We start from the raw sequence: 26,484 nt of genomic DNA, 5'->3' as shown, positions 1-26,484 counted from the left end.
CGAGCCTTTGCGCAATCACAGGCGGAGGGTGCGATGCAGACGGTTCGGCAAATTGCGACTGAGATCGTGGGGCGAGAGGGCGGGTTCGTAGATGACCCGGATGATCCGGGCGGCGCAACGAACTATGGTGTGACCGTTCATACCATGCGGCGTCTGGGTCTGGATTTGTCTAGTGATGGGGTGGTGGACCAAACGGATGTGCGAAGGCTCAGCAAAGCGCAGGCCGTTGATATTTTCGTCCGACATTATTTTGAGCTTCCACGCCTGAGGCTGTTGCCCAAGATGGTCCAACCCTCGGTGTTTGACATGTACGTCAATGCAGGTGCGCAGGCAGTCCGCATTCTGCAGCAATTGTTGCGCGAAATGGGATTCGACGTAGTCGTTGACGGTGTTGTCGGGCCACAGACAGCACGGGCATGCCAAAGCGCGGCCAAGTCCGACCCGGTAACGTTCGCAGATGCCTATGGGGTCGCGCGCCGCAACTATTATTTCCGTCTTGCGGACCGAAGGCCCGCGTCCCGCAAATACGCGCGTAGCAGGGCGGGCGGTAAAGGGGGCTGGATCCGACGAGCGGAAGAGTTTGTTTCGCCCTCCTATCATCTGACGGACACAGAGTTTCAAAAAAGGATTTCACGATGGGATTGATCTCGGGTATTTTGGCTTTTCTGTTTGGAAACGAGCGCAACATCATACGCGAAACTGTCGAAGTCTTTCGGGAAAATGCCGAAAGCGGCGCCGAGAGGGGTTTGCAGGTTCGACAGCAGGCCGTCAGCCAGTTCGCGGCAGAATTCCATGGCGCTGGAAAAGCTCCGTTTGATCGGTTTGTCGACGGGCTTAACCGCCTGCCGAGGCCCGCGATGGCACTGGGAACGCTTGGCCTTTTTGTTGCGGCCATGGTCGATCCGATCTGGTTTTCGGCGCGCATGCAGGGGATCGCCCTGGTGCCCGAGCCGTTGTGGTGGTTGCTGGGGGTGATTGTGTCCTTTTATTTCGGCGCGCGGCATCAGGCCAAGGTGCAAGAATTGCAACGCGAAATTTCCGCCACAATGATGCGCACTCCGCAGGTACTTGGGAACATAAAGGCGCTGGCGGCGATGCGTAGCGACGGTGTGGGTGTTGCCAAGCCCGGCCCGGACGCGGCACTGACAGCAGACACAATAAAATCCGACGAAAACCCTGCGTTAGAGACATGGCGGCGCAAAAGGGCCGGCCGACCCGCGACACTATGTTCGCGGCAAGAGGGCGAAAGTGATTGGTGCTTGTCACGCAACAGGATTATATCCGGGGCATGATTACAGAACTTGGCCATTTCGCGCTGATCCTCGCCTTCCTCGTCGCAATCGTGCAGTCGATCGTTCCCTTGATCGGCGCAGCCAAACGCTGGGTCGGCTGGATGGGGGTCGCGGAACCCGCGGCAATCGTCCAGTTCTTGCTGGTTTCTTTCTCGTTCGGAGCCTTGGTCTGGGCGTTCGTGACTTCGGACTTTTCCCTGCGTGTGGTCGTCGAGAACAGCCATTCGGCCAAGCCGATGCTGTACAAGATCAGCGGGACGTGGGGAAACCACGAGGGCTCGATGCTGTTGTGGGTTCTTATCGTGTCATTGTTCGGAGCGATGGCTGCGTTTTTCGGAGGTGGCTTGCCACCGACATTGAAAGCGCGGGTTCTGTCGGTTCAATCGATGATTGCGGTGGCGTTTTTTGCGTTCATCCTGTTCACCTCGAACCCCTTTGATCGGCTGATCGTCGCCCCGTTTGACGGTCGCGACCTGAACCCGTTGTTGCAGGATCCCGGCTTGGCCTTTCATCCGCCGTTCCTGTATCTGGGCTATGTGGGGCTTAGCATGGCATTCAGTTTTGCTGTGGCCGCCCTGATCGAAGGGCGTGTTGATGCCGCATGGGGCCGCTGGGTGCGTCCGTGGACCCTGGCCGCGTGGATATTCCTGACCATTGGCATCGCTCTGGGATCATGGTGGGCCTATTACGAGCTGGGGTGGGGTGGTTTCTGGTTCTGGGACCCGGTGGAAAACGCCTCGTTCATGCCATGGCTTTTGGCCGCTGCCCTGTTGCATTCCGCCATCGTCGTGGAAAAACGCGAAGCGTTGAAAAGTTGGACCATCCTTTTGGCCATCATCGCATTCGGCTTTTCGCTGATCGGGACATTCATCGTACGGTCGGGCTTGCTGACTTCTGTGCATGCCTTTGCAAATGACCCGGAACGCGGCGTCTTTATCTTGATCATTCTGGTGCTCTTCATCGGTGGCGCACTGACCCTGTTCGCGACCCGCGCACAAGCGATGGAGGCAAAGGGTGTGTTCAGCGTTGTCAGCCGCGAAAGCGCGTTGATTCTAAATAACATCCTGCTGGCAGTCAGCTGTTTCGTGGTATTCTTCGGAACGATGTGGCCGATGGTTGCCGAGATGGCGTTCGACCGTAAGCTTTCGGTCGGGGCGCCCTTCTTCAACGCGGCCTTCACGCCCTTCATGGTGGCCTTGGGTATCGCATTGCCGATCGGGTCCATGTTGCCGTGGAAGCGGGGAAGACTGGGTAAGACGGCCTATTCCCTGCGCTATGTATTCATCTTGTCTGTCGCTCTGGCCCTGTTGGTATGGGTTATGCAGACCGAACGCAGCGCCCTTGGGCCAATCGGACTGTTTCTGGGGGCCTGGATTACTTTAGGTGCGGCCGTTGACTTGTGGAGTCGTACCGGTCGCAAAGGCAGCATCCAACGTCTGTTCCGCTTGCCGGGCGCGGACTGGGGTAAAGCTGTGGCTCATACCGGGCTTGGCGTGACCATCTTTGCCATTGCCGGTCTGACCGCGTGGGAGGTTGAAGATATCCGCGTTGCGCAGCCCGGTCAGCCGTTTGAAGTTGGGCAGTTCACACTGACGCTTGGAAACGTCCGCGAAGTTAAGGGACCGAACTATTTCTCAACCACTGCGGATGTTCAGGTTGAAAAGAGCGGTCGGTCTATGGGCACGCTGCATCCCGAGAAACGCAATTACCCCGTTGCCCGGATGCCTACTACCGAGGCGGCGATCGACTATCGCTTTTGGGGCGACCTGTATGTCGTGATAGGGGACCAGCAAGCCGATGGTGGTTGGGTCATGCGGACTTACATCAAACCTCTGGCCAACTGGATCTGGGGCGGATGTATCCTGATGGCATTGGGCGGGCTTCTGAGCTTGACTGACCGCAGGTTCCGGGTGGCAGCGGGGGCGCGCAAAGCACCCTCGGGTGGAGTACCGGCGGAATGAAGCGTCTGATCCTGATTTTCGCCCTGATCGCATCGCCCTTGTTTGCGGTGCAGCCAGACGAGGTACTGGAGGACCCGGTCCTGGAGCAACGCGCGCGTGACCTGAGCACCGGCCTGCGCTGCCTTGTCTGCCGCAACGAAAGCATCGACGAAAGCAATGCCGAACTTGCCCGCGATCTACGTTTGTTGCTGCGCGAACGGCTGGTCGCGGGCGATACCGATGAGGAAGCGGTCGATTTTATAGTGGATCGTTACGGTGAATACGTTCTGTTAAAGCCTACGGTTACGGGGGCGAACCTGATGCTTTGGCTGGCCGGTCCGATCATGCTGTTGATCGCCGCCGTGATAGGCTGGAGTTTTTTACGCAACCGATCTCAGGCGGTGGGCACTGAAGTCAAGGATGGCCTCAGCGAAGCTGAGAAAGAACGCCTGCGCCAGATTCTTGACGACTGACCCACCGTATTTCTTTCCCTTCGTCTTGAATTGAGTCAGGGTTCCCTAATGCCGTGAGCATGGGGAGAGGACTACATGGACTATGAGGCTATACTGCTGGATATCACTGACAATCTGGCAGTGGTAACCCTGAACCGGCCCGACAAGATGAACGCGCTGACCGCACAGATGCGGGCCGAGGTCACCCATGCGATGACACATGCGGCCCGGCATGCGCGGGCAATCGTGCTGACAGGGGCAGGGGGCGCCTTCTGCTCGGGTCAGGACCTCGGCGATTCTTCCAGCACAGGCCGGATTGATCTGGAACGCACACTGCGCGACGAATACGATCCCATGCTGGAATCCATCTACAACTGTCCGGTCCCAACCATCGCAGCCGTCAACGGACCAGCTGCCGGGGCCGGGGCGAACATTGCGCTCAGCGCCGATGTGGTGATTGCGACTGAAAGCGCGTATTTCCTGCAGGCGTTTTCCCGTATCGGCTTGATGCCGGATGCGGGCGGCACGTGGTTCCTGCCACGCCAGATGGGGTTCGCCAAGGCCATGGGCGCTGCGCTGTTTGCCGACAAGGTCAGTGCCAGACAGGCGGACGAATGGGGAATGATCTGGGAAGCGGTGGCTGACGACGATTTCGACGCGCATTGGCGCAAGCGAGCTGCCTATCTGGCAAACGGACCGACCACCGCGTTTGGCGCGATCAAACAGGCAATCCGCGGAACTTACGACAACACTCTGCCGCAGCAACTGGAGATGGAGGCGCATTTGCAGGGCGACTGTGGCCGTTCGCGCGACTTTGCCGAAGGGGTAGTTGCCTTCATGGAAAAACGCCCCCCGAAATTCGAGGGGCGCTGAAAGATTTAAGCGCGGCGGCGGCGGCGATTGCGCCGTTCAGGCACTGCCGCATCGTCTCCGGTACCGTCCGAAGCTGATGAGAACGGGCCTAAAGCATCCGTGATCTGATCCAGCGTCGGGCGCGTGCCGCGGCTGGTTGTATCCAGTGCCTCGCGCATTTTGCGCAGGTGATCTGGCATGGTGCCACAGCACCCGCCGATGATCGTGGCACCCGCATCCCGTGCCATCGCGGCGTACTGCCCCATTAATTCAGGCGTGCCGTCATAGTGGATATGGCCATCGACATATTTCGGGATACCCGCGTTGCCTTTGGAAATCACCGGACGTTCGGTTCCCTGAGCCGCAAATCCAAGAACCGTGCGCAGGATGTCCGACGCGCCCGTGCCGCAGTTGGCACCGAATGCAATCGGCGGATTGGGCAGGGTTTCGACCAATTGAGCCAGATCTGCGGAGGTCACACCCATCATAGTACGTCCGGCAGTGTCAAAGCTCATGGTGCCACACCAGGGCATGTCGGCCAGCGCAAAAGCTTCTGCTGCCGCTCTGAATTCTTCGGGTGCGCTGATGGTTTCGACCCATAGAACGTCCGCGCCACCTTCTTTCAGCGCTTCGGCTTGCTCGTGAAACATCTCAACAGCGCCGGCATGGGACAGGCTGCCAATAGGTTCCATGATCTCACCGGTCGGACCAACAGAGCCTGCGACAACAACGGTGCGACCAGATTTGTCCGCCACTTCACGGCCCAGTTCGGCACCGATCCGATTCAACTCACCAACCCGGTTCTGGGCGTCGTGCAATTTCAGGCGCGCGGATGTGCCGCCGAAGGTGTTGGTCAGAAACAAGTCGCTGCCGGCGTCAACCGAACCTTGGTACAAAGCGCGGATTTTATCCGGTGCTTCGACATTCCACAGCTCGGGCGCGTCACCTGATTGCAGGCCCATATTGAACAAGTTCGTGCCCGTGGCACCATCGGCCAGCAAAGCATCATTTGTTTCCAGAAGTTTATTGAGCGCATTTGTCATGGGGGTATTCCCAAATAGCCGAATGGGGCCGTTAAAAATAGAGACGCCCCGTGTCTCATGACCGGGGCATCAAATCAAATTCATAAAACTCATGAAGATCATGAGCCGAGTGTTTTTTTATTCGGTTTCGCTCAGGACCTGCGCTTTGGCTTGGGGCAAAAGCTCGGCCATTTTTGCGCGGATTTCCTCATCGGACGACAGCGCGCCCAAATCACCGGCGACTTTGCGCACGACATCTTCGTGCCCGGCCTCTTCGAAATCGGCGATTACTACGGTTTTGGCATAGGCTTCGGCGTCCTCGCCGGACTTGCCCATCTTTTCTGCGGCCCAGAGGCCCAGCAATCTGTTGCAGCGCGCCTGTGCTTTGAACTGCATTTCTTCGTCATGAGCGAATTTTGCTTCAAAAGCGTTTTCGCGTTCGTCAAAAGTGGTCATTGTTTGTGGACCTCATAGCTTACATCTTCTTAATTGATGATATGACTATAGCTGAGCGCCTGTGCAAGGGAATTGCGCTGCGTCAAAGCCTCTCGGTCCGCTGAACTTGCGGGAAAGGGGGGCTTGGACTATGAGGGCGCCAACGCGAAGGGACTCATTCCCTCGCCCCGGACTGGAAAGGTCGCTCATGGCGCGTCGCAAAAAGATCTACGAAGGTAAGGCCAAAATTCTGTATGAAGGCCCAGAGCCTGGCACCATTGTGCAGTACTTCAAGGATGATGCCACCGCGTTTAATGCGGAAAAGAAAGATGTCATCGACGGTAAGGGCGTGCTGAACAACCGTCTGAGCGAGTTCTTCATGACCGGCCTCAACCAGATTGGCGTTCCGACCCATTTCATCCGTCGCCTGAACATGCGTGAGCAATTGGTGCGCAATTGCGAGATTGTTCCGCTTGAAATCATAGTTCGCAACTATGCCGCGGGAACAATGTCGAAACGTTTGGGCATTGCCGAAGGTACGCAACTGCCGCGCCCAATTGTCGAATATTGCTATAAAGACGACGCGTTGGGTGATCCGCTGGTTACTGAGGAACACATCGCTGCCTTTGGCTGGGCCAGCCAACAGGACATGGACGATATCCTGAGCCTCGCGCTGCGCGTCAATGATTTTATGAGCGGCATGATGCTGGCTGTCGGCATTCGTCTGGTCGATTTCAAGATCGAGATTGGCCGTGTTTATGATGGGGATTTCCAGCGTTTGATCGTGGCCGATGAAATCAGCCCCGACAGTTGCCGTCTGTGGGATATCGAAACCGGTCAAAAACTGGACAAAGACGTATTCCGCCGCGATCTGGGCAGTCTGACGGACGCCTATTCCGAAGTCGCACGCCGGCTGGGCGTTTTGCCGAAAAGTAACGTCGCTAAGCCTACGCTGATCAACTGATCACACAGGCGAACCGCATATTGTTAAAAGCACCGCTTTACCCAAAGCGGTGCTTTTTTCTTTGTATCTAGCGGTTTGACAGGGTTACCGGTTGTCCGGCATTGTCGGGCAAATACGAAAACGAGGGTGGCGCTATACATGGCCGAATTGTTTGATCAGGCAGTTTTTCTAAAATTCCTTGCAGCCCTTCTGGCTATTTTCAACCCGCTCTACGGAATCCCGATTTTTCTTAGCATGACGAAAGGATATTCGGCCCCCGAACGCCGGCGGGTAGCGTTTATCGTGACGGGGACAGTGATCATAGTCGGCCTGATAGCGGTTGTGATCGGAGAAGAGATCCTGGCTGTGTTCGGGATCGACATACCTTCGTTCCGTATTGCCGGGGGGCTAATCATCTTCGGAATTGGTATGTCGATGCTGAACGCTTCGGACAGGTCACAAGGGGATCAGCAAGCTGTAGAGGATGGGCATAGGAAAAAAGAAAACATCGCCGTTGTACCGCTTGCTATTCCGTTGACTATCGGGCCTGGCACTATTGCGATAACAATCGTTTACTCTCATACGCTTAGCGATGGTGCCGAAGTAGTAACCCTTGGAACGGCAATCGTGATCGCCTGTTTGATCGTTGGCCTTGGCTTGTTGTTCGCCGATCCGATCTCGCGCCTATTGGGTATGACGATGATTAATGTCATCACCCGGGTCATGGCTCTCATACTTGTGGCGGTCGCAATCGAGATGGTTTTGACAGGCACGTTCAATGCAATCGACGCGCACTATCCCGGTTTGAATTCCGGTGGTGGCGGGTAGCGGGTGTAAGTGCGGTCATCTGCCCACCTCAAGAAGGGTTGTCGAACGCCTTCCAGCGCGTTATCCCCCGCGCAACGGAACGGGCCGACAACATCGGCCCTCAGCTGGAGTTGCGCGAATGAAAGCACGTGTGCATGTAATGCTCAAGAACGGGGTCCTCGACCCGCAGGGTGAGGCGGTGCGTCACGCATTGGGTGCCATGGGCTTTGATCAGGTCGAAGGTGTGCGGCAGGGCAAGGTGATCGACCTTGAGCTGGCCGAAGGCGCGACCGAGGCGGACATCACCGAGATGTGCGAAAAGCTGTTGGCCAACACGGTCATCGAACGCTACGAAGTCGAACTGGTCTGAACCTTATCCCCGGAGGCCCCGCCATGCGCGCAGCTGTCATCGTATTCCCAGGGTCCAATTGTGATCGGGATCTTGCCGTCGCTTTCGAACAGGCTGGTTTTCAGGTCGATATGGTCTGGCACAAGGACGCCGCGCTGCCCGAAGGTGTGGATATCGTCGGTGTTCCGGGTGGCTTTTCCTACGGCGACTACCTGCGCTGCGGTGCCATCGCCGCACAGTCGCCGATCTGCAAGGCCGTGGTCGATCATACCAAACGTGGCGGTTATGCCGTTGGTGTTTGCAATGGGTTTCAGATCCTGACAGAAACCGGCATCCTGCCGGGTGCGTTGCTGCGAAATGCCGGTCTGAAATACATCTGCCGCACGGTTGGCCTGAAGGTGGAAACCAGCGACAGCGCGTTCACCGAAGGTTACAATGCGGGCGATGTGATCGGTATTCCGATCGCGCACCATGATGGTAACTATTTTGCGGATGACGCCACACTGGCCAAACTGCAGGATCAGGATCGGGTCGCGTTCACCTATACCGAGAATCCGAACGGCTCGGTCGGAGATATTGCCGGTATCCTGTCTGAAAACCGTCGGGTGCTGGGAATGATGCCACACCCTGAACGTGCGGCAGACGACGGCCATGGCGGAACGGACGGAACGGCATTGTTCCGCGCATTGTCTGGCGTTCTTGCTCCGGCGTGACTTGAGCTTACGATCCAGCCCGCGTAACTTTCCGGGATGAGTTCCGAAGTTCGCTCTGGCTGGTCCTTTCTGACAAAACCGTTTCGTGGTGCGCCATTGGGTTGGCGGCTGCGCTTGGCGGTTATCTTTCTTTTGATCGCAACGGTTACCACGGTTTATGTAACCAACCGTCTACTGACGGACCGGTTTACCGAATCCACACGAAACCGGGCCGAAGTGCGACTGGCGCTGTATTCAGGCAACTTGCTGAGCGAACTGCGCCGAAATGCAATTGTTCCGCAGCTTTTAGCGCGCGACCCCACATTGATTTCCGCGCTGCAGTCCAGTGATTATTCGCTGTCCACCCAGCGTTTGATCTCGTTTGTTGAAGAGATCGGCGCGGCCTCGCTGATGTTGCTGGACGGTGATGGCCGTACTGTTGCGGCCACTGATCGCGCGCGTTTGGGAGAGCCACACCGGAGTTCGCCGTATTTCATTGATGCGGTGCGGGCGAATTCGACAATTTTCACGGTAATTGAAAAAGATTCGGGCGGCTACAGCTTTGTCTATTCAAGACGAATGGAGGCGAACGCCGAGGTTCTTGGCGTTATCGTGGTCGAAGTTGACCTGCAGAAATTCGAGCGCGCCTGGGCAGGTATTTCCGACGCTGTGATGGTGACGGACAGCACCGGGACGATCATTCTGTCTACTGAACCGCAATGGCGCGGGCTTGAAGAAAACGCCGCATTGCTGCGCCAGCCGGCGCAAGGTGCTATCCAGCGTGCAATTCGTGCCACGACCGACTGGACCGCCTTGCCGCCAGACGCCTACCTGCAGGGCGAGGCAGTGATGCGGATGGAAACGCGCATCCCGTTTCGCGGTTGGAAAATGACCTCGTTCACCACCTACGAGTCGATTCGGGAAAAAGTGAACAGTGTTATCGCGCTTGAGATCATGGGTTTTGCGATTCTTCTGGCCTTGGCCTTCTACGCGCTTAGCCGCCGAGCCACGTTCCGCATGGCGTTGTTCCAACGCGAGTCGGCAGAGCTTCGCGCATTGAACTCAAGGCTAAAGCGGGAAATTGCTGAGCGGGAACGGGTTGAAAAAACACTGGAAGTTGCCGAACAGACGCTGGCGCAAAGCTCGAAACTGGCCGCTTTGGGCGAGATGTCGGCGGCCGTGAGCCATGAGCTAAATCAACCTCTGGCTGCAATGAAAACCTACCTGGCTGGCGCACGTCTTTTGCTGCGTCGGAACCGGCCGGAAGAGGCGCTGGCAAGCTTTGGTCGGATCGATGGTTTGATCGAAAGGATGGGGGCGATTACCCGTCAGCTCAAATCCTATGCGCGGAAGGGTGCGGATACGTTTTCCCCAGTAAACCTTAGTGAAGCGCTGGCAGCGTCCCTCTCCATGATGGAGCCGCAGCTGCGCCAGCGTCACGTCAAGATCACCCAGATACTGCCCGATGAACCGGTGTCTGTGATGGGGGACCGGATGCGGATCGAGCAGGTGATGGTGAACCTCTTGCGCAATGCTCTGGACGCCACCAAATCAGTATCCGAACCGGATGTCGAAATCATACTGGCAGCGGGCGATACGGCGGTGCTGACAGTGCGCGACAACGGCTATGGAATCGAGAACATCGAAAACCTGTTCGAACCGTTCTATACTACGAAACAGCCTGGCGACGGGGTCGGTCTGGGGCTTGCCATCTCATCCGGGATCGTAAACGACCATGGTGGACGGCTGACAGCACGAAACAGCCCGCAAGGCGGGGCCGTGTTCGAGATGCAGTTGCCGATACTGGGAAGCGACGGCCTTGAGGCCGCGGAATAACGAGGAATGACTATGGCACAGGCCATGAAGATCGCCATTGTGGATGACGAACAGGACATGCGCCAGTCGATCAGCCAATGGCTGGCACTGTCGGGATATGACACGGAAACCTTCGCCAGCGCCGAGGACGCGCTGAAAGTGTTGGGACCGGAATATCCGGGTATCGTGATCTCGGATATCAAAATGCCGGGCATGGACGGCATTCAACTCCTAAAAAAGCTGATGGGGGCTGACAGCACGTTGCCGGTCATCATGATCACTGGCCATGGCGATGTGCCAATGGCAGTGGAAGCGATGCGCGTAGGGGCGTTTGATTTCCTTGAAAAGCCTTTTAACCCTGATCGCATGTCGGAACTGGCCAAACGCGCCAGCAACGCGCGCCGACTGACCTTGGACAACCGTGCCCTGCGGCGCGAACTGTCAGGTGGAACCCAGATCATGAACAAACTGATCGGGGCCAGCCCGGTCATGGAGCGTCTGCGCGAAGATATCCTCGATCTGGGCCAGGCCGATGGCCATGTACTGATCGATGGTGAGACCGGCACCGGTAAGACACTTGTGGCCCATGCGCTGCACGCGGTCGGCAGCCGTGCTGGTAAGAAGTTTGTACTGGTGTCCTGTGCCGCGCTTGAGGAAGAGGCGCTGTCGAAACGCCTGTTTGGCCCAATGATGCCGGAAGACGCGCAGTTGCCTGCGATCGAAGAGGCGCGGGGTGGTACACTTGTGCTGGAAGACGTGGAAGCACTGAGCGATACGCTGCAGGCCCGCCTGTTGAGCGTGATGAATGATCAGGGCACCCCGGCTGAAACGCGGATCATAGCGATTTCCAACCTTCAGGAAGCAGGAAAAACCAGCGAAGACGTTCTGCGCCCGGACCTGTTCTATCGCCTGGCGGCGCTGCGGATAACGATGCCGCCATTGCGTCAGCGTGGCGAGGACATCCTGACGCTGTTCACCCGATTGAGCGAGCAGTTTTCTGAAGAATACGGCTGCGAAGCGCCGCAGGTGAGCGCTCAAGAGGCGGCTCAGTTGTTGCAAGCTCCATGGCCGGGAAATGTACGGCAGTTGATCAACATCGCGGAACGGGCTGTTCTTCAATCGCGACGTGGATCGGGGACGATTGCGTCGCTGTTGATGTCCGATCACGAAGAAATGCAGCCGGTCATGACGACCGAAGGCAAACCGCTTAAGGAGTATGTTGAGGCGTTCGAACGGATGTTGATCGACAATACAATGCGGCGGCACAAGGGATCGATTGCGTCTGTGATGGACGAACTTTGCCTGCCACGCCGGACCTTGAACGAGAAAATGGCGAAATACGGGCTGCAGCGCTCGGACTATTTGTGAGAAAGAGAGGGGGGCAGCCCCCCCTTGAGCCTGCGGCTCAAATTACCCCCGGGAAATTTCTGGCCAGATGAAGTGATCCCGGGGCTTTGTATTGTTCTTCTCGCAGTTTGCCCATTGTGTTTTCCACAGGACTGCTTTTATTGTATCTGGACGGGCAGGGCTAATTTGCGCCCAAAAGTCCCGAATCTTTGAGTTTCGCTGCTCTGCCGTTGATGGTGATCAATCCCGCAAGGCAAAGCAGACCGATTATGCCCCATAGGGGCAGATGAACGCCTGAGCCCGCATCAGCGGGCGAAAGGAATAAATGGGCAGGCGGCGGTTAGATCTGCGCCTGTCGGAGAAGAACCGCGATGACGCGCGCGCAACGATTGAGTATACGGGCAGGGGGCCACAGCGCCAGACCCTGCCGCGCGCCGTCCGAAATCGCCCTGACAAGACACCACCCCAAAAGCGCCTGTCCCCCCGGACGGGTAAGGACAACGCGTTTGGCGCGGTGCACCAAGGACACATGGCTAAGAAAATGCTTATCGATGCCACCCACGCGGAGGAAACCCGCGTCGTGGTGGTTGACGGAAACAAGGTCGAGGAATTCGATTTTGAATCCGAAAACAAACGCCAGCTTGCTGGCAACATCTATCTTGCAAAAGTAACCCGGGTCGAACCGTCACTTCAGGCGGCCTTTGTGGATTATGGCGGGAACCGGCATGGGTTCCTGGCGTTTTCGGAAATCCATCCGGATTACTATCAGATCCCCGTGGCCGATCGCGAAGCGCTGATGGAAGAAGAGCGCGCCTATGCTGAGGCAATGAAAGCGCGTGACGAAGCCGAAGAGGCCAAGCCGAAGAAACGCCGGTCACGGTCGCGGTCGAAGGCTGCGGACGTTAAGTCTGACGATGCGGTTGAGTCGATTGAAGTATCGAACGAACCCACCGGCATGGAAACCATTGATCTGGACGAAAGCGAAGACGGCGCTGATGGCCCGGACCTTGAGGGCACATCCCCGGCAGATCGCGTTGCTGAAACACCGGTAGAAGAGCCTGGTGATGATGTGGCGGCGTCTGAAACCGACGCTGATGGTGCAGCAGAGGGTGCGTCGTCGGAAGACAGTAGCGAGGCAGCGAATAGCTCTGATGCGCCTGCAATCGAGGCGACAGAATCCAAAGATGAGGAAGCCGCCGACAAGTCCGATGACGCGGTTAACGAAGCACAACCACAAGATGCACCCGAAGCTTCGGAGGACGCGACCGAAGAAAACGAGGGCAAGTCTGAAGAAGAAGCGCGAGCTGATGCCACCGCGAAGGACGATTCGATTGAATCCGTCGCCGACGAGGATGACAGCGAAGACATTCGCCCGGTTCGCAAGCCGCGGCCACGTCGCTATAAGATTCAAGAGGTTATCAAGGTCCGCCAGGTCTTGCTGGTGCAAGTCGTCAAGGAAGAACGTGGCAACAAAGGCGCTGCCCTGACAACCTACTTGTCTCTGGCAGGTCGATACTGCGTTTTGATGCCGAACACGGCTCGTGGCGGTGGAATCAGCCGCAAAATCACCAACGCACCTGACCGTAAAAAGCTCAAGGAAATTGCTGCGGAAATTGACGTTCCAACCGGTGCGGGTCTGATTATTCGGACAGCGGGTGCCAAGCGGACAAAATCTGAGATCAAGCGCGACTATGAATACCTGCAGCGCATGTGGGAGCAGATTCGCGAACTGACGCTGAAATCGATTGCGCCGGCGAAAATCTATGAAGAAGGCGATCTGATCAAACGGTCGATCCGTGATCTCTATAATCGCGAAATTGATGAGGTTCTGGTCGAAGGCGAAGGCGGTTATCGCATCGCCAAAGACTTCATGAAGATGATCATGCCGTCACACGCGAAGAACGTGAAACGGTACGAGGATGCGCTGCCGCTGTTTGCACGCTATCAGGTCGAAAGCTATCTGGCGGGGATGTTCAACCCGACCGTTCAGCTGAAATCGGGTGGTTACATTGTGATCGGCGTGACCGAAGCGCTGGTCGCGATTGACGTGAACTCGGGTCGGGCGACCAAAGAGGGCTCGATCGAGGAAACCGCACTCAAGACCAACCTTGAGGCCGCAGAAGAGGTGGCCCGCCAGCTGCGTCTGCGCGACCTGGCCGGTCTGATCGTCATAGACTTTATCGACATGGACGAGCGCAAGAACAATCTCGCCGTCGAAAAGCGTATGAAAGAACGGCTGAAAACAGACCGTGCGCGCATTCAGGTTGGCCGTATCTCGGGCTTTGGCCTTATGGAGATGAGCCGCCAGCGTCTGCGTCCCGGCATGTTGGAGGCCACGACTCAGCCATGCCCGGCTTGCCACGGAACGGGTCTGATCCGGTCGGACGACAACATGGCGCTGTCGATCCTGCGGCAGATCGAGGAAGAGGGTACACGCCGCCGTTCGCGCGAGGTGCTTGTTCGTTGCCCTGTCAGCATCGCCAACTTCCTGATGAACCAGAAACGCGAGCATATCGCACAGATTGAGGCCCGTTATGGCCTGTCTGTACGTGTTGAAGGCGACGTACATCTGGTCAGCCCTGATTTCTCGATGGAGAAATTCAAGACGGCAAGCCGGATCGTTCCCGAAGCCAGCGCGCCCGTTGTTTCAGTGGATGCGTCCCTGATGGATCTTGTCGACGCCAGCGAGGAAGAGCCGGTCGAAGAGGAAACCACCGTTCAGGCCGAAGAGGATGCCAAGCCCAAGCGCAAGCGTCGTCGCCGCCGTCGGAAAAAGAGCAATGGTTCTGACGAAACTCCTGAGGTGAACGCTGAAGAGGGTGACGCGGCGGCGTCCGAGGAATCGGATGAAGCCAAAACCGAAGCGGCGGATGACGCAAAACCCGAGGGTGAAGCATCTGAGCCTGCCGAAGAGGAAAAAGCAGCCAAGCCCAAGCGCCGCCGTGCACCGCGCCGTAAGAAGAAGGACGCGGAACCTGTTGAAGCTACGGAAGAAGTCGCTGCTGAAGCTGTTGTGAGCAAGGATGCCCAGGCCGCAAGCCCTGACGCACCGGCCGAGGAAACTGGTGTGACGGATGCACCTGTTGAAGCTCCTGTTGAAACCGCCGAGAAGGTTGAACAGGCCGAAGCGGTGGCAGAGCTGCCCACGCCCGAAGCGGAAAGCGTCGTTGAAGAAAAGGTTGAACCTGCAGAGGCCGAACAACCCGAACCTGTGGCCGAAGTGGCCGCAGAAGACCCGCAAGAACCAGCGGACATAATGGTTGAAGAAGCCCCTGAGCCGGTTCTGGAGGTCGTGGCCGAAGAACCGGAGCAGCCGGCCAAACCCAAGCGGCGTGGTTGGTGGTCACTGGGTCAGTAATAAGAAGAGGCGGGCCAAGTGCCCGCCTTTTTCTTTTGCCCGATCTTAGTGAGATTTCTGGATCAAATAGATCTGATGACCGTCCGCGTCTTCTTGCGACAGCAATTGGTGCCCACTCTCAGAGCAGAAATGCGGGACATCAATTATGGCGGCAGGATCATCTGCCAGCACGCGCAAAACGGCCCCCGCAGGCATGGATTTCAAACGCTTGCGCGCTTTGAGGACGGGTAGAGGGCACAACAGACCCAGCGCATCGAGTGTTTCTGACGGATTTGACATAAGGTTCAGATATTTCCACTTTGACGGGGTGTCCAGCGTGCAACCACGAGGATGTGACCGATTGGCCCCGTGACGTTGGCCGCCTCATACCATATGTGCTTGAACATGTTCGGAATAGATATCATAGACGCGGGCCTGCTGCCTGCCATGTTCATCGCGATGCTGGGCGGGCTGATCAGCTTTCTGTCGCCCTGCGTTCTGCCCATCGTTCCGCCGTACCTGGCTTATATGAGCGGTGTGACGATCAACGAAATGCAGGATGAGGCGAAAGCACGCCGCAAGGCAACCTTGGCCGCCCTGTTCTTTGTTCTGGGCTTGTCTACGGTGTTTTTGTTGCTGGGCTTCACCGCTTCTGCCTTCGGGGTGTTTGTCCTGCAGAACCAGGTGTTATTCGCAAAGATATCTGGTGCAGTGGTCATTGTCTTTGGCCTGCATTTTCTGAATGTCTTCCGCATCCCGTTTCTGGACCGCGAGGCCCGGATTGAGACTGGTGATTCTGGTGGATCAGTGTTTGGCGCTTATATCCTTGGTCTGGCCTTTGCGTTTGGCTGGACACCGTGCATTGGGCCGCAGCTGGGCGCAATCCTGTCGCTGGCCGCGTCCGAGGCCTCGGTCGCGCGGGGAACCCTATTGTTGGGCGTCTATGCTGCGGGCTTGGGTATTCCATTTCTGCTTGCTGCAATGTTCCTGAACCGGTCTATGTCGGTGATGAACCGGATCAAGCCTTACATGGGCACGATCGAAAAGGTGATGGGGGGCTTGTTGCTCTTCGTGGGCATCATGCTGATCACAGGGCTGTTCACTGAATTCAGCTGGTGGCTGTTAGAGACATTCCCGGCGCTGGCGAATTTCGGATGATCTGCTGATCTGACTTACCTTGACGCTTAGCCTGCGTTAACCTGCGCTGCAGAAGGTAAGGCCATGAGCAGTCAGAATAATCAACCTCGGGTGTGTAAACGCCGGGTATTCTATATTCCCGGCTATGACCCGATACCGCCGCGGCGGTATCGTGAGCTTTATCGTACCGAAGGCTCGCTGCAGGCGGAGATATCCGGTTATGAGATTTCGGTGTCCGCCAAGTCAGACGATGGCCCATATGGATGGCACGTCGCTTCCCGGCAGGATGATGATGAAGTTCAGGCCGATGTGAGTGTTTTGGTCTGGTCGGATCTGGTGCGTGACAGCATGTCCAACTCGATCCCGGCGACCTATCTGCAATTGGTGCAGACCGCATGGACCTATATGTCCTCAGGAACGCTGTGGCGCCTGATGCAGCTGCGCAAAGGACCGGTGATTGCCGCACTGTACCCGGTTGGAATGTTGGTGGCTCAACTGCTGTTGGCGATCTTGCTGGCCGGGGCCATGACATGGGTTTTGATGCCGTTTATCGATTGGCTGGGCGTAGTCCTGGCAGTTGGGGCCGCTTACGCTCTGATGCGCTGGTTTCGCCAGCAAGACGGCCAGCTTTTTGCCTATTACCTGATGCATGACTATGCCTATTCCGCAAAACTCAAAGGGGCGACGCCAGTTGAATTACGCAATCGCTTGCGTGCATTCGGTGCGTTGATCCAAGAGGCGCTGAATTCAGACGCAGACGAGGTGCTGGTCGTCGGGCATAGCTCAGGGGCCCATCTGGGTGTCAGCGTTCTGGCCGATGTTATCCGCGACAACAGTCAACGTGATAACGGCCCCGCGTTTTCGTTCCTGACATTGGGGCAGGTCGTGCCCATGGTGTCATTTCTACCCGAGGCGCAGGGTTTGAGGGCGGATTTGCAATTCTTGTCCACGCAGGAAGGCCTGACCTGGGTCGACGTCTCGGCCCCCGGCGATGGTTGTTCTTTTGCGCTGTGCGATCCGGTTTCTGTCAGCGGTGTCGCCACCGCCGAAAAGAAATGGCCTCTGGTTCTGTCTGCGGCCTTTACACAGACCCTGTCCCCCGAACGCTGGAAGAACTTGCGATGGAAATTCTTCCGCCTGCATTTCCAGTATCTCTGCGCCTTCGACAAGCCCGATCGGTATGACTATTTTCGCATCACTGCCGGGCCTCAAACCTTAGGTCAGAGGTTTGAGGGGCGGGCACCGTCGAAATCGCGGATGGATAAGCCGGTCTCAAAATACATCTCGGTGAAGGCATGACGCCGCCCAAGCCATCTTCGCGCCCTGATAAAGTATCGCTTTGGCGGTATCTGAGGTTGTTTCGCAAGGACATTCTGTCAGCCCAGCCCCAAAGGCTGTACCGCGCCTGGATGGCCGAATTTCGCACGCCGTTCTTTCGATCATACCTGGTAAATCAGCCAGAATTGATCGACACAGTTCTGAAAAAACGCCCTGATGACTTTCCCAAATCTAACCGCATAAGTGAGGGGCTGCGTCCGTTGCTGGGGGACTCTGTCTTCCTGACCAATGGGAACACCTGGAAGAGGCAGCGCAGGATCATTGATCCCGCGTTCGAAGGCGGCCGTTTGAAAGATACCTTTCCGGCGATGCACGCGGCTGGTCAAGCAGCGGTGGATCGGTTGCGTCCGCAGTCAGGTGGTGTCGTTGAGTTTGAAGAGGTCACCAGCCATATCGCGGCGGATGTCATCTTTCGCACCTTGTTTTCGGTGCCCATCGAACACGAAATTGCCTCTCAGGTTTTTGACAAGTTTCGCAACTATCAGCGTGAACAACCAATTCTGAACATTGCGGCCTTTTTCCCTCTGCCAAAATGGTTGCCGCGATTGCATTCAAGACGCACCAAAAAGAATGCAAAGGATATCAGGGCGCTAATCCGGCGTCTTACGGCGGGTCGGGCTGAACTGATCGCTCGTGGTGGTGCACCGGATGATCTGGCAACCAAGATCATGACCACGCGTGATCCCGAAACCGGGCGTGGGTTTGGCACGCAGGAAATGGTCGATCAGGTGGCGATTTTCTTTCTTGCCGGGCACGAAACCAGCGCGTCCGCACTGGCGTGGACGTTGTACCTGATGGCCATGTATCCCGAATGGCAGGACAGCCTGGCCGAGGAAGCTGCGGCGCTCGACACGCCCGATTTTTCTGTAATGTCGCGGCTAAAGCTTAGCCGGGATGTATTCCGCGAAGCGCTGCGGCTTTATCCGCCCGTGCCGATGATGGTACGCGAGGCGGCTTGCCCTGAACGTTTCCGGGACAGGGATGTCCCCGAAGGGTCGCAAATCGTGATCAGTCCGTGGCATCTGCATCGGCAGGAAAGGCTCTGGGAACGTCCCGACGAATTTGATCCGACCCGGTGGGGAACTGAGAATGGAAAGACCTGTCAGCGCAACGCGTACATTCCATTCTCGACAGGATCCCGCGTATGTCCCGGTGCCGGGTTCGCCATGATCGAGGGGCCGCTTTTGTTATCCATGCTGCTGCGACACTTCCGGTTCGAGTTGGTCGCGGGACAAACGCCCATTCCGGTCGCGCATTTGACCGTCCGATCGAAAGACGGAATTTGGTTGCGCTTGGTTGAGCGCTAACAAACTACCATCCTTTCACGCCTTGCTGTATGCGGTTTGAAATCGCGGAATCATATTGAACGGGAAAGTCTTATGTCATCAGCAGAACAGCGCGCACAAATGTCCAACGGCGCAGGATTCATCGCAGCATTGGATCAAAGCGGTGGCTCGACCCCCAAGGCGCTGGCGCTTTATGGCGTGGACGCATCTGAATACAGCTCGGACGAAGAGATGTTCGGTGAAATCCAGAAAATGCGCGCGCGGATCATTCTGGCGGATGATTTCACCAAGGACAAAGTGATCGGCGCGATTCTTTTCGAACGCACTCTGGGCGAGCAAATTGATGGTCAGAAGGTCGCCGACTATTTGTGGTCAGTGAAAGGCATTGTACCTTTCCTCAAGATTGACAAAGGCTTGGAAGACGAAGCGAATGGCGTTCAGATGATGAAACCCATCCCGGGTCTGGCCGCAACATTGGCCAAAGCCGATGGTGTTTTCGGGACCAAGGAGCGCTCGGTCATTCATGAGGCAAACGCCGAAGGCATCGCGGCGGTTGTTGCACAGCAGTTCGACGTTGCGCGTGAAGTCGTGGCTTCCGGAATGGTTCCGATTGTTGAACCTGAGGTGAACATCAACTCCGCCACCAAAGCCGAAGCCGAAGACATTCTGAAGGCTGAAATCCTGAAAAACCTTGATCAGTTGGCTGACGGACAGGACATCATGCTCAAGTTGACGATCCCTAACCAAGCTAACCTCTATGACGAATTGGCCGATCATCCGCGTGTTCTGCGCGTGGTTGCGCTGTCGGGTGGTTATTCGACGGAACAGGCCTGCGATCTGCTGGGCCAGAACGGTAAGATGATCGCGTCCTTCTCGCGCGCGTTGACCGAAGGATTGTCAAAAAAGCAATCAGATGCCGAGTTCAACGCGGCCTTGGGCGGAAACATCGACAAGATTTTCCGCGCGTCAATCTAAACACTATTGGGGTTTGGTGAATTCGCGGCGCAACTGCGCCGCTTTTTCACGCATGACGCAACCTTCGGCGTGATCATTCACCAGCCCCATTGCCTGCATAAAGGCAAACACGGTCGTCGGCCCGACAAACTTCCAGCCCCGTTTCTTCAGGTCTTTCGACAACGCCACAGATTCCGGCGACGTTGAAGCGGTTTGCGGGGTAGGCGGTGTATCCGCCTCGTACCGCCACACATATGCGGCCAGAGACGCTTCGGCAGCGACTAACTCTTGCGCGCGGCGTGCGTTGTTAATCACGGCCTCGATCTTTCCACGATGTCGCACAATTCCTGCATCTTGTAACAAGCGCTTTGTATCTGCATCATCAAACGCGGCTACTGTGTTGATATCAAAAGCTTTGAAAGCTTTCCGAAAGTTCTCGCGCTTGGACAGGATAGTGCGCCAGCTTAGACCGGATTGAAAGCTTTCGAGGCATAGCTTTTCGAACAGACGCTGGTCGTCACCAACCGGATACCCCCATTCCTGATCGTGATAGTCAAAGAACTCGGGCGCCGCCTGACACCACGCGCAGCGTGGTTTTCCGTCTGGCCCTAGAACTGTATCAACCACCGGCCTGTACTCCTTTTGTTCCTGATTACTGTAAGCGGTTTCAGGATGTCAGAGCAAGACTGATCTACTTGGATTGATACCAGTGTAGAATGAAAACCCGTATGGCCGATGCAAGTCCGATGTCCGGGTCACGCTCGACATCAATTTCGGCCGCCAGAGCGTTGATCGGTAGGTTTTTTTCCTTGGCAATGGTCCGGAACGCCTGCCAGAATTCATCTTCCAGCGATACGGATGTCCGATGGCCTTTCAGCGTCAGGGATCGTTTGACCGGGCGTCCGCTCATTTGTCCAACTTACGGCCTTCGTGGTCTTGGTTCAGCTTGTGTTGCTGCTTTTTTGCCAGATCCTTTTCGGCCTTGGTGCGGCCAAAAGCAACGGCATTTTGATCAGCGCGGGCCTTGTTTTCGGTCCGCACTTTTTCTTTTCGAAATTTGTTCAGATTGACCGGTTCCGTCATTGCGCATGTCTCACTTTGGTCAGACTATCGAACAATTCCGCACGGCTGTCATCTGAAAGGCATTCGACATTCACGGTGTCCAGAAAATCAGCCTGCGACGCAGTTGAGACCGTTGGTTGATCCGACAATGTGTCAAGGATTTGCCCGCCCAAATCCAACAGAGCGGGGCGTATTTCGGTCGTCAGATCCGCATAGTTTTCGGGAACAGAGGTTTGGTCTTCGGTCCACCGTTCAATCCAACAGGATTGAATCTCTTTCGCGGCTTCGATCTGCGCTTCGAAAAACAGCTGAGCGCTGTCCGGGTCAACGCCCGCAAGCGCTGCTTGTTCCAAGGTTTTGTCAATCACGACTTTTTCACGCTCAAGGTCTTCGACCGGGCGGTCATTGGCGTGTTTGAACGCAGCAACGTCCTGCATCCATTCCAGCCGAGAGTCGATCAGGTCGAACAGGTCAGCGTGAGCCGAGGTCGCTGTGCCCGCAATAAGCAGGCACAGGCAGGCAGGCTGACGCCACCCGATCACTTGGGGCCGATCATGTGCTCGGGCCGCACGACCGCATCGAATGTCTCCTCATCAACAAAGCCCAGCGCAATGGCCTCTTCCTTGAGGGTCGTGCCGTTCTTATGCGCCGTTTTGGCGACAGTAGTGGCGTTGTCGTAACCGATGGTCGGGGCCAGCGCCGTGACCAGCATCAGGGATTCCTTCATCAGCTTATCGATGCGTGGTTCATTGGCCTTGATGCCCAGCAGCATACGCTCGGTAAAGCTGTCGGTGGCATCACCCAGCAGCTGAATGGATTGCAGCAGATTGTACGACATCATTGGATTGTAGACGTTCAACTGGAAATGACCCTGTGAGCCAGCGAACTTCATCGCCGCATCGTTGCCTATTACATGCGCTGCCACCTGAGTCAGCGCTTCGGCCTGTGTTGGGTTCACCTTGCCGGGCATGATCGACGAACCTGGCTCATTTTCCGGCAGGATCAACTCACCCAAGCCAGACCGCGGGCCAGAGCCCAGGAACCGGATGTCGTTGGCGATTTTGTAGCAAGAGCCAGCAATAGTCGCCAGCGCGCCCGACAGGAAGACCATAGCATCATGGGCGGCAAGCGCTTCGAATTTGTTGGGTGCGGTAACGAAGGGCAGGCCGGTGATGTCAGCCATGTTCTTTGCGACGGCCTCATCCCAGCCATCATGCGTGTTCAGACCGGTGCCAACAGCTGTGCCGCCTTGTGCCAGTTCATAGATGCCGGGCATCGCGGCTTCGACCCGGGCGATACCCTGACGGATCTGGTGTGCATAGCCGCCGAATTCCTGTTCCAGGGTCAAAGGAGTCGCATCCTGAGTGTGTGTGCGGCCGATTTTGATGATACCTGCGAACTCTTTCGCTTTGGCTTCTAGCGCGGATGCAAATTTCTCAAGCCCGGGCAGCAATACGTCGCGCACGCTCATGGCGGTGGCGATGTGCATTGCCGTCGGGAAAGTGTCGTTCGACGACTGACCCATATTGCAGTGATCGTTCGGGTGCACAGGCTCTTTCGAGCCGATCACACCGCCCATGATTTCAATCGCGCGGTTTGCGATGACCTCATTCGAGTTCATGTTCGACTGAGTGCCAGAACCGGTTTGCCAAACGACCAGAGGGAAGTTGTCATCGAACTTGCCTTCAATCACCTCGCTTGCGGCCTGAATGACGGCATCGGCGATCTCAGCATCCAGCTTGCCGATGGCCTTATTCTCCATCGCACAGGCCTTTTTGATGACGCCCAGCGCACGCACGATAGCGACGGGCTGCTTTTCCCAGCCGATCGGAAAGTTCATGATCGAGCGTTGAGTCTGTGCACCCCAATATTTGTCGGCGGGAACTTCCAACGGGCCAAAGCTGTCGGATTCGGTGCGGGTCTGGGACATCGGTCACTCCGTCTAGTATGCAGTCGTATGCCGTTTACCCGTGACGGCGTCATCGCGCAATCGGCCAGTTGCGCGCACCATAAGCGTAAGCCGACCAAAGGTATAGGCGTTGGGGTGGCGCATTTTCTTTGATACACAGGTACTAGGACCATTGTGTGCGCCTGTGACTGGGGTAGAATAGCAAGATCAAAACGCTGGAGGGTCAGGTGCTGCAATTTAACCGGGTTAATCCGCTGCGGCTTATCGCATTCGCGGTGGGTGCCGTATTCTGGCTTGTCTTTGCCAATCTTCAGGCCCAGGCCGGGGACATCACGCCCTTTATCGGGGATTACGTCGGTTCAGCCAATTTAGTTGACGATGATGGTACCGAAACCCCACGCGATATGAGCGTTTCGATCCATGAAACCAAAGAAGGGTTCAACGTCAGTTGGAAGACCACGACCTATAAGCCGGATGGCCGGGTCAAAGATCAATCCTTCTCGATCGATTTCAAGCAATCTGACAGGTCCGACGTGTATTCAGCGGCGATGAAGCGCAATGTGTTTGGTCACGAGGTCCCCCTGGACCCGATGCAGGGTGAACCGTTCGTCTGGGGCCGGATCGAGGGCGAGACACTGACGGTGTTTTCGTTGTTCATTGATGAAAACGGTGGCTATGAATTGCAGCAGTTCGATCGCACGCTGGCCGACGGTGGGCTTAACCTGTCTTTTTCGCGGTTCCGTAACGGGGTTAAATCCCGCTCGGTCGATACGTTCCTCGAAAAACAGTAAACCCCGCGAGAGGCGGGGTTTGTAAGTCTGAGCCTACTTTCTGAAGCTGTCCAGTGAAACGACATCCGCGTCTTGCTGGACCGGCGTTTCCTCAACCTCAATCGATTCTTCGACGATATGGGTCGCAACATCTTCTTCGTCTTCCGGACTTTCGAAACGCAGTCCGAATTCAACCGACGGATCCACGAAGGTTTTGATCGCATCATACGGAATATAAAGCGGTTCTGGAGCGTCACCGAAATTCAGCGTGATCGCGAAACCGTTGTCGCCGACATCAAGGTTTTCGAACCAGTGCTGCATGACGACCGTCATTTCTTCGGGGTAGCGTTCGCGCAGCCAGTCGGCCAGTTCTACTCCGTCCTGCCGTGTGTCGAAGGTGATGAAGAAATGATGCGCCCCAGGCAGACCGTTTTCAGAAACGTTGGTCAGAACCTTCTGAATGAGGCCGCGCATGGCGGTGTGCATCAGGGTTCCATAGTCAATGTCCTGCGACATGTTTCATCCTCAAAAGTGGTTATCTCAAGCATAGGGGATTCGTTCGGAAACGAAAGACCGGGAGTTGGTGGATTGTTCAAAGAAAATGAAATCCTACTCCGGCCATGGCCATCAGGGCCAAGGTCATTCCCATGCCGAATTTTAGCTTGAATATCAACACCCCGGCCATGAATGTTAAAAGCAGCGCTTTTATGTTCAATGTTGCAAGTTCGGGCCATGGGATGGTTAGGGGTCCCCATGCCAATTCCGGGATTGTTCCGAAAAGAACGTTAAGAGCAAACCACACGGAAAGGTTGAGAATCACACCGACAACCGCCGCCGTTATCCCGTGCAGGGCTGCGGACAGCCGTGGACGGGCGGCCAGTTGGTCCAGATAAGGTGCGGCAAGGAAGATCCACAGGAAACACGGAACAAACGTGGCCCAAAGGGCCACCGCACCAGCGGCAAGTGCTAAAGGGATCCCGCCTGAGATCTGCCCTGTCAGCATGGCCACAAACTGTGTGACCAGGATCAGAGGACCGGGTGTCGTCTCCGCCAGCCCCAGCGCATCAATCATCTGATCCGTGCTGATCCACTGATATTTGTCCACGACGGTTTGGGTCATATATGCCAGAACCGCATAGGCGCCGCCGAACGTAACAACTGCCAGGCGGGCGAAAAACCACCCGAGATCGCTCAGCAATTTCTGACCAGTAACGCTCAGCAACACCAATGGGCCAAGCCATAGGGTCAGCCAGATTGCACAGGTGCGCAGCGGGCGCGTCGCACTTGGGGCAGGGGGCGTTTGGGCGGTGTTGGCCTCACCCTTGAAGCTCAGATACCCCCAAAGCGCTGCAGCCAGAATGATCAAGGGAAAAGGCAGGTTAAAGGCAAAGATTGCGACAAAGCCCAATCCGGCGATTGCCCGGTGCTCCACGTCGGTCAGGGCTTTGCGTGACAGGTTTCTAAGCGCCTGAAGAACAATGATAATGACCGTTGCCTTCACCCCAAGAAAAGCGGCCTGAACCAGTGGCAGGTCCCCGAAAGCTGCGTAAAGCCCAACCAATACAGCGATGATCAGCGCGCCAGGGATGACGAACAGGCCGCCAGCGATCAACCCTCCGGTCACGCCGCGCAGCCGCCAGCCGGCATATGTGGCAAGTTGCATGGCCTCGGGACCAGGCAATAGCATGCAAAGAGACAGCGCCCGCAGATACGATTGTTCGTCCAGCCACGGACGTTTTTCCACCAATTCCTGATGCATCAGTGAGATTTGCGCCGCAGGCCCCCCAAAGGACAAAAGCCCGATGCGACCAAAGATACGGACCAGCTCCGATAGGGTCGGGGTCATGATTTGCGATCCATTGGCCAGTCGTGTTGTTCTTCAAACCCGTCGCGCGCCCAGCGATACAACGCATCGTACAGATACATTCCTGCATCAAGGTTTTCGTGATCGTCACGGTATTGCCGGGACAACCCGACAGAGACAGCAAGCAACCCGGCGGCTTCTGGTGCGAGTTCATGGCGATTGGTGTCTGCGGCCCTAACGATCGTTGCAAGCCGATCCAGCGCGGGCGTGTGCAGTGCGAATTCGTCCAGCATGGTGTCAAAGGTGCATTTGTCTTGCCGGTGGCTCCAATGAGCGCCTTCGATGTCAAAAGGGGTCGCGTCAAATATTGCAGCGGTGGCGTCGACTTCCGACGGGGCAACAAACAGGAACCGGGCTTTTGGGTCCACAAACCGCCGGATCAGCCAAGGGCAGGCGATGCGATCGATCTTTGGTCGGTGCCGGGTCACCCAAAGGGAACCTTTGGGCTGCATCGACAACGCTTTCGCAGGCACACGCGGAGCGTCCGGCATGTCTCGCCACGCAAACATGCCGCCCTCCAGATACTCGGCCTGCACACCTTCGCCCCGCAACAAAGAAACGACGGCTTGGCTGAGCTTTTTGCCTTTCTGGCAAATTACGACTGCAGGTCGGTCACCGATCAGGTTGACCAGCCCTTCGATATCCTTCGCAGGATGGCGTATAGAGCCTGGGATAAGATAGGGGTCAGCCTCAAAATCCGCATCCATACAGATGTCAATCAGTATGGGGGATTGCGGCGTGCCGATCAGTCTTAACAATTGCTTTGGGGTGATCGAGTTTGGTGCGGGCACAGCATGTCTCCTGGTTTTGTCGGATACATGCGAAACTTGGGCTGACGCCTCACGGGGTGTTCGCAATCTTACCCCATGGCACTTGCTACC

Annotated in this window: 28 protein-coding genes; 17 read left to right on the top strand and 11 right to left on the bottom strand. The window is 56.5% G+C overall.

The window, feature by feature from the left end:
* The first annotated feature begins 33 nt into the window (after positions 1 to 33).
* From AC2FLJ_RS01370 to AC2FLJ_RS01350, 5 genes are all read left to right on the top strand, one after another.
* Complete coding sequence (locus tag AC2FLJ_RS01370) at positions 34 to 645, top strand: holin-associated N-acetylmuramidase (protein WP_496704273.1); 612 nt, start codon at positions 34 to 36, stop codon at positions 643 to 645.
* Positions 636 to 1,292, top strand: a complete 657-nt coding sequence (locus tag AC2FLJ_RS01365) for a holin family protein (protein ID WP_496704272.1) — start codon at positions 636 to 638, stop codon at positions 1,290 to 1,292. The genes AC2FLJ_RS01370 and AC2FLJ_RS01365 overlap by 10 nt, the downstream gene beginning before the upstream one ends.
* Positions 1,289 to 3,253 (top strand): heme lyase CcmF/NrfE family subunit, encoded by a 1,965-nt coding sequence (locus AC2FLJ_RS01360; RefSeq protein WP_496704271.1) that lies wholly within the window; start codon positions 1,289 to 1,291, stop codon positions 3,251 to 3,253. The genes AC2FLJ_RS01365 and AC2FLJ_RS01360 overlap by 4 nt, the downstream gene beginning before the upstream one ends.
* Positions 3,250 to 3,705: a cytochrome c-type biogenesis protein gene (locus tag AC2FLJ_RS01355; protein WP_058271538.1), complete on the top strand. Its 456-nt coding sequence runs from the start codon at positions 3,250 to 3,252 to the stop codon at positions 3,703 to 3,705. Before AC2FLJ_RS01360 ends, AC2FLJ_RS01355 begins: the two co-directional genes overlap by 4 nt.
* A gap of 75 nt (positions 3,706 to 3,780) precedes the next feature.
* Entirely contained in the window at positions 3,781 to 4,557 is a 777-nt protein-coding gene (locus AC2FLJ_RS01350) for an enoyl-CoA hydratase-related protein (RefSeq protein ID WP_496695384.1), read from the top strand.
* 5 nt (positions 4,558 to 4,562) lie between these two features.
* Here AC2FLJ_RS01350 and bmt read toward each other — a convergent pair whose 3' ends face one another.
* On the bottom strand, positions 4,563 to 5,579 hold the full coding sequence (gene bmt / locus AC2FLJ_RS01345; RefSeq protein WP_282118503.1) for a betaine--homocysteine S-methyltransferase: 1,017 nt from the start codon (positions 5,577 to 5,579) through the stop codon (positions 4,563 to 4,565).
* A 117-nt stretch (positions 5,580 to 5,696) separates the two neighbouring features.
* The gene (locus tag AC2FLJ_RS01340; RefSeq protein WP_058271541.1) at positions 5,697 to 6,014 is read right to left on the bottom strand and encodes a DUF1476 domain-containing protein; all 318 of its coding nucleotides are present in this window, start codon (positions 6,012 to 6,014) and stop codon (positions 5,697 to 5,699) included.
* Positions 6,015 to 6,201: 187 nt separating this feature from the next.
* Here AC2FLJ_RS01340 and purC point away from each other — a divergent pair, with 187 nt between their 5' ends.
* From purC to AC2FLJ_RS01305, 7 genes are all read left to right on the top strand, one after another.
* A complete protein-coding gene (purC, locus tag AC2FLJ_RS01335; RefSeq protein ID WP_058271542.1) occupies positions 6,202 to 6,957 on the top strand; it encodes a phosphoribosylaminoimidazolesuccinocarboxamide synthase in 756 nt (251 codons plus the stop codon).
* Between the two features lie 138 nt (positions 6,958 to 7,095).
* A complete protein-coding gene (locus tag AC2FLJ_RS01330; RefSeq protein ID WP_282168365.1) occupies positions 7,096 to 7,764 on the top strand; it encodes a MarC family protein in 669 nt (222 codons plus the stop codon).
* Between the two features lie 118 nt (positions 7,765 to 7,882).
* A complete protein-coding gene (gene purS, locus AC2FLJ_RS01325; RefSeq protein ID WP_058271544.1) occupies positions 7,883 to 8,113 on the top strand; it encodes a phosphoribosylformylglycinamidine synthase subunit PurS in 231 nt (76 codons plus the stop codon).
* Positions 8,114 to 8,136: 23 nt separating this feature from the next.
* Positions 8,137 to 8,805, top strand: a complete 669-nt coding sequence (purQ, locus tag AC2FLJ_RS01320; protein WP_113790693.1) for a phosphoribosylformylglycinamidine synthase subunit PurQ — start codon at positions 8,137 to 8,139, stop codon at positions 8,803 to 8,805.
* Between the two features lie 36 nt (positions 8,806 to 8,841).
* Positions 8,842 to 10,620 carry a sensor histidine kinase gene (locus tag AC2FLJ_RS01315; protein ID WP_109311570.1) on the top strand — a complete coding sequence of 593 codons (1,779 nt, stop codon included), beginning with the start codon at positions 8,842 to 8,844 and terminating at the stop codon, positions 10,618 to 10,620.
* A 12-nt stretch (positions 10,621 to 10,632) separates the two neighbouring features.
* Entirely contained in the window at positions 10,633 to 11,967 is a 1,335-nt protein-coding gene (locus AC2FLJ_RS01310; RefSeq protein ID WP_108858689.1) for a sigma-54-dependent transcriptional regulator, read from the top strand.
* Between the two features lie 508 nt (positions 11,968 to 12,475).
* Positions 12,476 to 15,304 (top strand): Rne/Rng family ribonuclease, encoded by a 2,829-nt coding sequence (locus tag AC2FLJ_RS01305; RefSeq protein ID WP_496695389.1) that lies wholly within the window; start codon positions 12,476 to 12,478, stop codon positions 15,302 to 15,304.
* A gap of 45 nt (positions 15,305 to 15,349) precedes the next feature.
* Here AC2FLJ_RS01305 and AC2FLJ_RS01300 read toward each other — a convergent pair whose 3' ends face one another.
* Positions 15,350 to 15,583 carry a sulfurtransferase TusA family protein gene (locus AC2FLJ_RS01300; RefSeq protein WP_282118499.1) on the bottom strand — a complete coding sequence of 78 codons (234 nt, stop codon included), beginning with the start codon at positions 15,581 to 15,583 and terminating at the stop codon, positions 15,350 to 15,352.
* 105 nt (positions 15,584 to 15,688) lie between these two features.
* Here AC2FLJ_RS01300 and AC2FLJ_RS01295 point away from each other — a divergent pair, with 105 nt between their 5' ends.
* The 4 genes from AC2FLJ_RS01295 to AC2FLJ_RS01280 all read left to right on the top strand — a co-directional run bounded on the left by AC2FLJ_RS01295 (position 15,689) and on the right by AC2FLJ_RS01280 (position 20,019).
* Positions 15,689 to 16,441, top strand: a complete 753-nt coding sequence (locus AC2FLJ_RS01295) for a cytochrome c biogenesis CcdA family protein (RefSeq protein ID WP_058271899.1) — start codon at positions 15,689 to 15,691, stop codon at positions 16,439 to 16,441.
* A gap of 63 nt (positions 16,442 to 16,504) precedes the next feature.
* The gene (locus AC2FLJ_RS01290) at positions 16,505 to 17,719 is read left to right on the top strand and encodes a hypothetical protein (RefSeq protein ID WP_496695391.1); all 1,215 of its coding nucleotides are present in this window, start codon (positions 16,505 to 16,507) and stop codon (positions 17,717 to 17,719) included.
* The gene (locus AC2FLJ_RS01285) at positions 17,716 to 19,065 is read left to right on the top strand and encodes a cytochrome P450 (protein ID WP_496704270.1); all 1,350 of its coding nucleotides are present in this window, start codon (positions 17,716 to 17,718) and stop codon (positions 19,063 to 19,065) included. The genes AC2FLJ_RS01290 and AC2FLJ_RS01285 overlap by 4 nt, the downstream gene beginning before the upstream one ends.
* Before the next feature lie 72 nt (positions 19,066 to 19,137).
* Complete coding sequence (locus AC2FLJ_RS01280; RefSeq protein ID WP_282151146.1) at positions 19,138 to 20,019, top strand: fructose bisphosphate aldolase; 882 nt, start codon at positions 19,138 to 19,140, stop codon at positions 20,017 to 20,019.
* Positions 20,020 to 20,022: 3 nt separating this feature from the next.
* On the opposite strand, the gene AC2FLJ_RS01275 is transcribed toward AC2FLJ_RS01280, so the two are convergent.
* The 5 genes from AC2FLJ_RS01275 to fumC all read right to left on the bottom strand — a co-directional run bounded on the left by AC2FLJ_RS01275 (position 20,023) and on the right by fumC (position 22,990).
* The gene (locus tag AC2FLJ_RS01275; protein WP_282151147.1) at positions 20,023 to 20,625 is read right to left on the bottom strand and encodes a DNA-3-methyladenine glycosylase I; all 603 of its coding nucleotides are present in this window, start codon (positions 20,623 to 20,625) and stop codon (positions 20,023 to 20,025) included.
* A 64-nt stretch (positions 20,626 to 20,689) separates the two neighbouring features.
* Positions 20,690 to 20,908 carry a ribbon-helix-helix domain-containing protein gene (locus AC2FLJ_RS01270; RefSeq protein ID WP_058277874.1) on the bottom strand — a complete coding sequence of 73 codons (219 nt, stop codon included), beginning with the start codon at positions 20,906 to 20,908 and terminating at the stop codon, positions 20,690 to 20,692.
* Positions 20,905 to 21,081 carry a DUF4169 family protein gene (locus tag AC2FLJ_RS01265; RefSeq protein ID WP_282151148.1) on the bottom strand — a complete coding sequence of 59 codons (177 nt, stop codon included), beginning with the start codon at positions 21,079 to 21,081 and terminating at the stop codon, positions 20,905 to 20,907. Before AC2FLJ_RS01265 ends, AC2FLJ_RS01270 begins: the two co-directional genes overlap by 4 nt.
* Positions 21,078 to 21,602 (bottom strand): gamma subclass chorismate mutase AroQ, encoded by a 525-nt coding sequence (aroQ, locus tag AC2FLJ_RS01260; RefSeq protein ID WP_282151149.1) that lies wholly within the window; start codon positions 21,600 to 21,602, stop codon positions 21,078 to 21,080. The genes AC2FLJ_RS01265 and aroQ overlap by 4 nt, the downstream gene beginning before the upstream one ends.
* Positions 21,599 to 22,990, bottom strand: coding sequence for a class II fumarate hydratase (gene fumC, locus AC2FLJ_RS01255; protein ID WP_058271555.1), 1,392 nt, complete (start codon positions 22,988 to 22,990; stop codon positions 21,599 to 21,601). The genes aroQ and fumC overlap by 4 nt, the downstream gene beginning before the upstream one ends.
* Positions 22,991 to 23,196: 206 nt before the next feature.
* Between fumC and AC2FLJ_RS01250 the strand changes: the two genes are divergently transcribed.
* Positions 23,197 to 23,760 (top strand): hypothetical protein, encoded by a 564-nt coding sequence (locus AC2FLJ_RS01250; RefSeq protein WP_348774488.1) that lies wholly within the window; start codon positions 23,197 to 23,199, stop codon positions 23,758 to 23,760.
* A gap of 33 nt (positions 23,761 to 23,793) precedes the next feature.
* On the opposite strand, the gene AC2FLJ_RS01245 is transcribed toward AC2FLJ_RS01250, so the two are convergent.
* The 3 genes from AC2FLJ_RS01245 to AC2FLJ_RS01235 all read right to left on the bottom strand — a co-directional run bounded on the left by AC2FLJ_RS01245 (position 23,794) and on the right by AC2FLJ_RS01235 (position 26,394).
* Entirely contained in the window at positions 23,794 to 24,255 is a 462-nt protein-coding gene (locus AC2FLJ_RS01245) for an SspB family protein (protein WP_282118491.1), read from the bottom strand.
* Positions 24,256 to 24,331: 76 nt separating this feature from the next.
* Positions 24,332 to 25,585, bottom strand: coding sequence for a chromate efflux transporter (chrA, locus tag AC2FLJ_RS01240; protein ID WP_109311561.1), 1,254 nt, complete (start codon positions 25,583 to 25,585; stop codon positions 24,332 to 24,334).
* Positions 25,582 to 26,394: a chromate resistance protein ChrB domain-containing protein gene (locus tag AC2FLJ_RS01235; RefSeq protein WP_496704269.1), complete on the bottom strand. Its 813-nt coding sequence runs from the start codon at positions 26,392 to 26,394 to the stop codon at positions 25,582 to 25,584. Before AC2FLJ_RS01235 ends, chrA begins: the two co-directional genes overlap by 4 nt.
* Positions 26,395 to 26,484 lie beyond the last annotated feature (90 nt).

This window comes from Ruegeria sp. CDSA034, from assembly GCF_059612275.1.
This window is presented reverse-complemented; position numbering and strand designations above follow the sequence as displayed.

Excerpts from the sequence above, each read along its gene's own strand:
- AC2FLJ_RS01370 (WP_496704273.1), top strand. The coding sequence starts at position 34 with ATGCAGACGGTTCGGCAAATTGCGACTGAGATCGTGGGGCGAGAGGGC.
- AC2FLJ_RS01365 (WP_496704272.1), top strand. The coding sequence starts at position 636 with ATGGGATTGATCTCGGGTATTTTGGCTTTTCTGTTTGGAAACGAGCGC.
- AC2FLJ_RS01360 (WP_496704271.1), top strand. The coding sequence starts at position 1,289 with ATGATTACAGAACTTGGCCATTTCGCGCTGATCCTCGCCTTCCTCGTC.
- AC2FLJ_RS01355 (WP_058271538.1), top strand. The coding sequence starts at position 3,250 with ATGAAGCGTCTGATCCTGATTTTCGCCCTGATCGCATCGCCCTTGTTT.
- AC2FLJ_RS01350 (WP_496695384.1), top strand. The coding sequence starts at position 3,781 with ATGGACTATGAGGCTATACTGCTGGATATCACTGACAATCTGGCAGTG.
- bmt (WP_282118503.1), bottom strand. The coding sequence starts at position 5,579 with ATGACAAATGCGCTCAATAAACTTCTGGAAACAAATGATGCTTTGCTG.
- AC2FLJ_RS01340 (WP_058271541.1), bottom strand. The coding sequence starts at position 6,014 with ATGACCACTTTTGACGAACGCGAAAACGCTTTTGAAGCAAAATTCGCT.
- purC (WP_058271542.1), top strand. The coding sequence starts at position 6,202 with ATGGCGCGTCGCAAAAAGATCTACGAAGGTAAGGCCAAAATTCTGTAT.
- AC2FLJ_RS01330 (WP_282168365.1), top strand. The coding sequence starts at position 7,096 with ATGGCCGAATTGTTTGATCAGGCAGTTTTTCTAAAATTCCTTGCAGCC.
- purS (WP_058271544.1), top strand. The coding sequence starts at position 7,883 with ATGAAAGCACGTGTGCATGTAATGCTCAAGAACGGGGTCCTCGACCCG.
- purQ (WP_113790693.1), top strand. The coding sequence starts at position 8,137 with ATGCGCGCAGCTGTCATCGTATTCCCAGGGTCCAATTGTGATCGGGAT.
- AC2FLJ_RS01315 (WP_109311570.1), top strand. The coding sequence starts at position 8,842 with ATGAGTTCCGAAGTTCGCTCTGGCTGGTCCTTTCTGACAAAACCGTTT.
- AC2FLJ_RS01310 (WP_108858689.1), top strand. The coding sequence starts at position 10,633 with ATGGCACAGGCCATGAAGATCGCCATTGTGGATGACGAACAGGACATG.
- AC2FLJ_RS01305 (WP_496695389.1), top strand. The coding sequence starts at position 12,476 with ATGGCTAAGAAAATGCTTATCGATGCCACCCACGCGGAGGAAACCCGC.
- AC2FLJ_RS01300 (WP_282118499.1), bottom strand. The coding sequence starts at position 15,583 with ATGTCAAATCCGTCAGAAACACTCGATGCGCTGGGTCTGTTGTGCCCT.
- AC2FLJ_RS01295 (WP_058271899.1), top strand. The coding sequence starts at position 15,689 with ATGTTCGGAATAGATATCATAGACGCGGGCCTGCTGCCTGCCATGTTC.
- AC2FLJ_RS01290 (WP_496695391.1), top strand. The coding sequence starts at position 16,505 with ATGAGCAGTCAGAATAATCAACCTCGGGTGTGTAAACGCCGGGTATTC.
- AC2FLJ_RS01285 (WP_496704270.1), top strand. The coding sequence starts at position 17,716 with ATGACGCCGCCCAAGCCATCTTCGCGCCCTGATAAAGTATCGCTTTGG.
- AC2FLJ_RS01280 (WP_282151146.1), top strand. The coding sequence starts at position 19,138 with ATGTCATCAGCAGAACAGCGCGCACAAATGTCCAACGGCGCAGGATTC.
- AC2FLJ_RS01270 (WP_058277874.1), bottom strand. The coding sequence starts at position 20,908 with ATGAGCGGACGCCCGGTCAAACGATCCCTGACGCTGAAAGGCCATCGG.
- AC2FLJ_RS01265 (WP_282151148.1), bottom strand. The coding sequence starts at position 21,081 with ATGACGGAACCGGTCAATCTGAACAAATTTCGAAAAGAAAAAGTGCGG.
- fumC (WP_058271555.1), bottom strand. The coding sequence starts at position 22,990 with ATGTCCCAGACCCGCACCGAATCCGACAGCTTTGGCCCGTTGGAAGTT.
- AC2FLJ_RS01245 (WP_282118491.1), bottom strand. The coding sequence starts at position 24,255 with ATGTCGCAGGACATTGACTATGGAACCCTGATGCACACCGCCATGCGC.
- chrA (WP_109311561.1), bottom strand. The coding sequence starts at position 25,585 with ATGACCCCGACCCTATCGGAGCTGGTCCGTATCTTTGGTCGCATCGGG.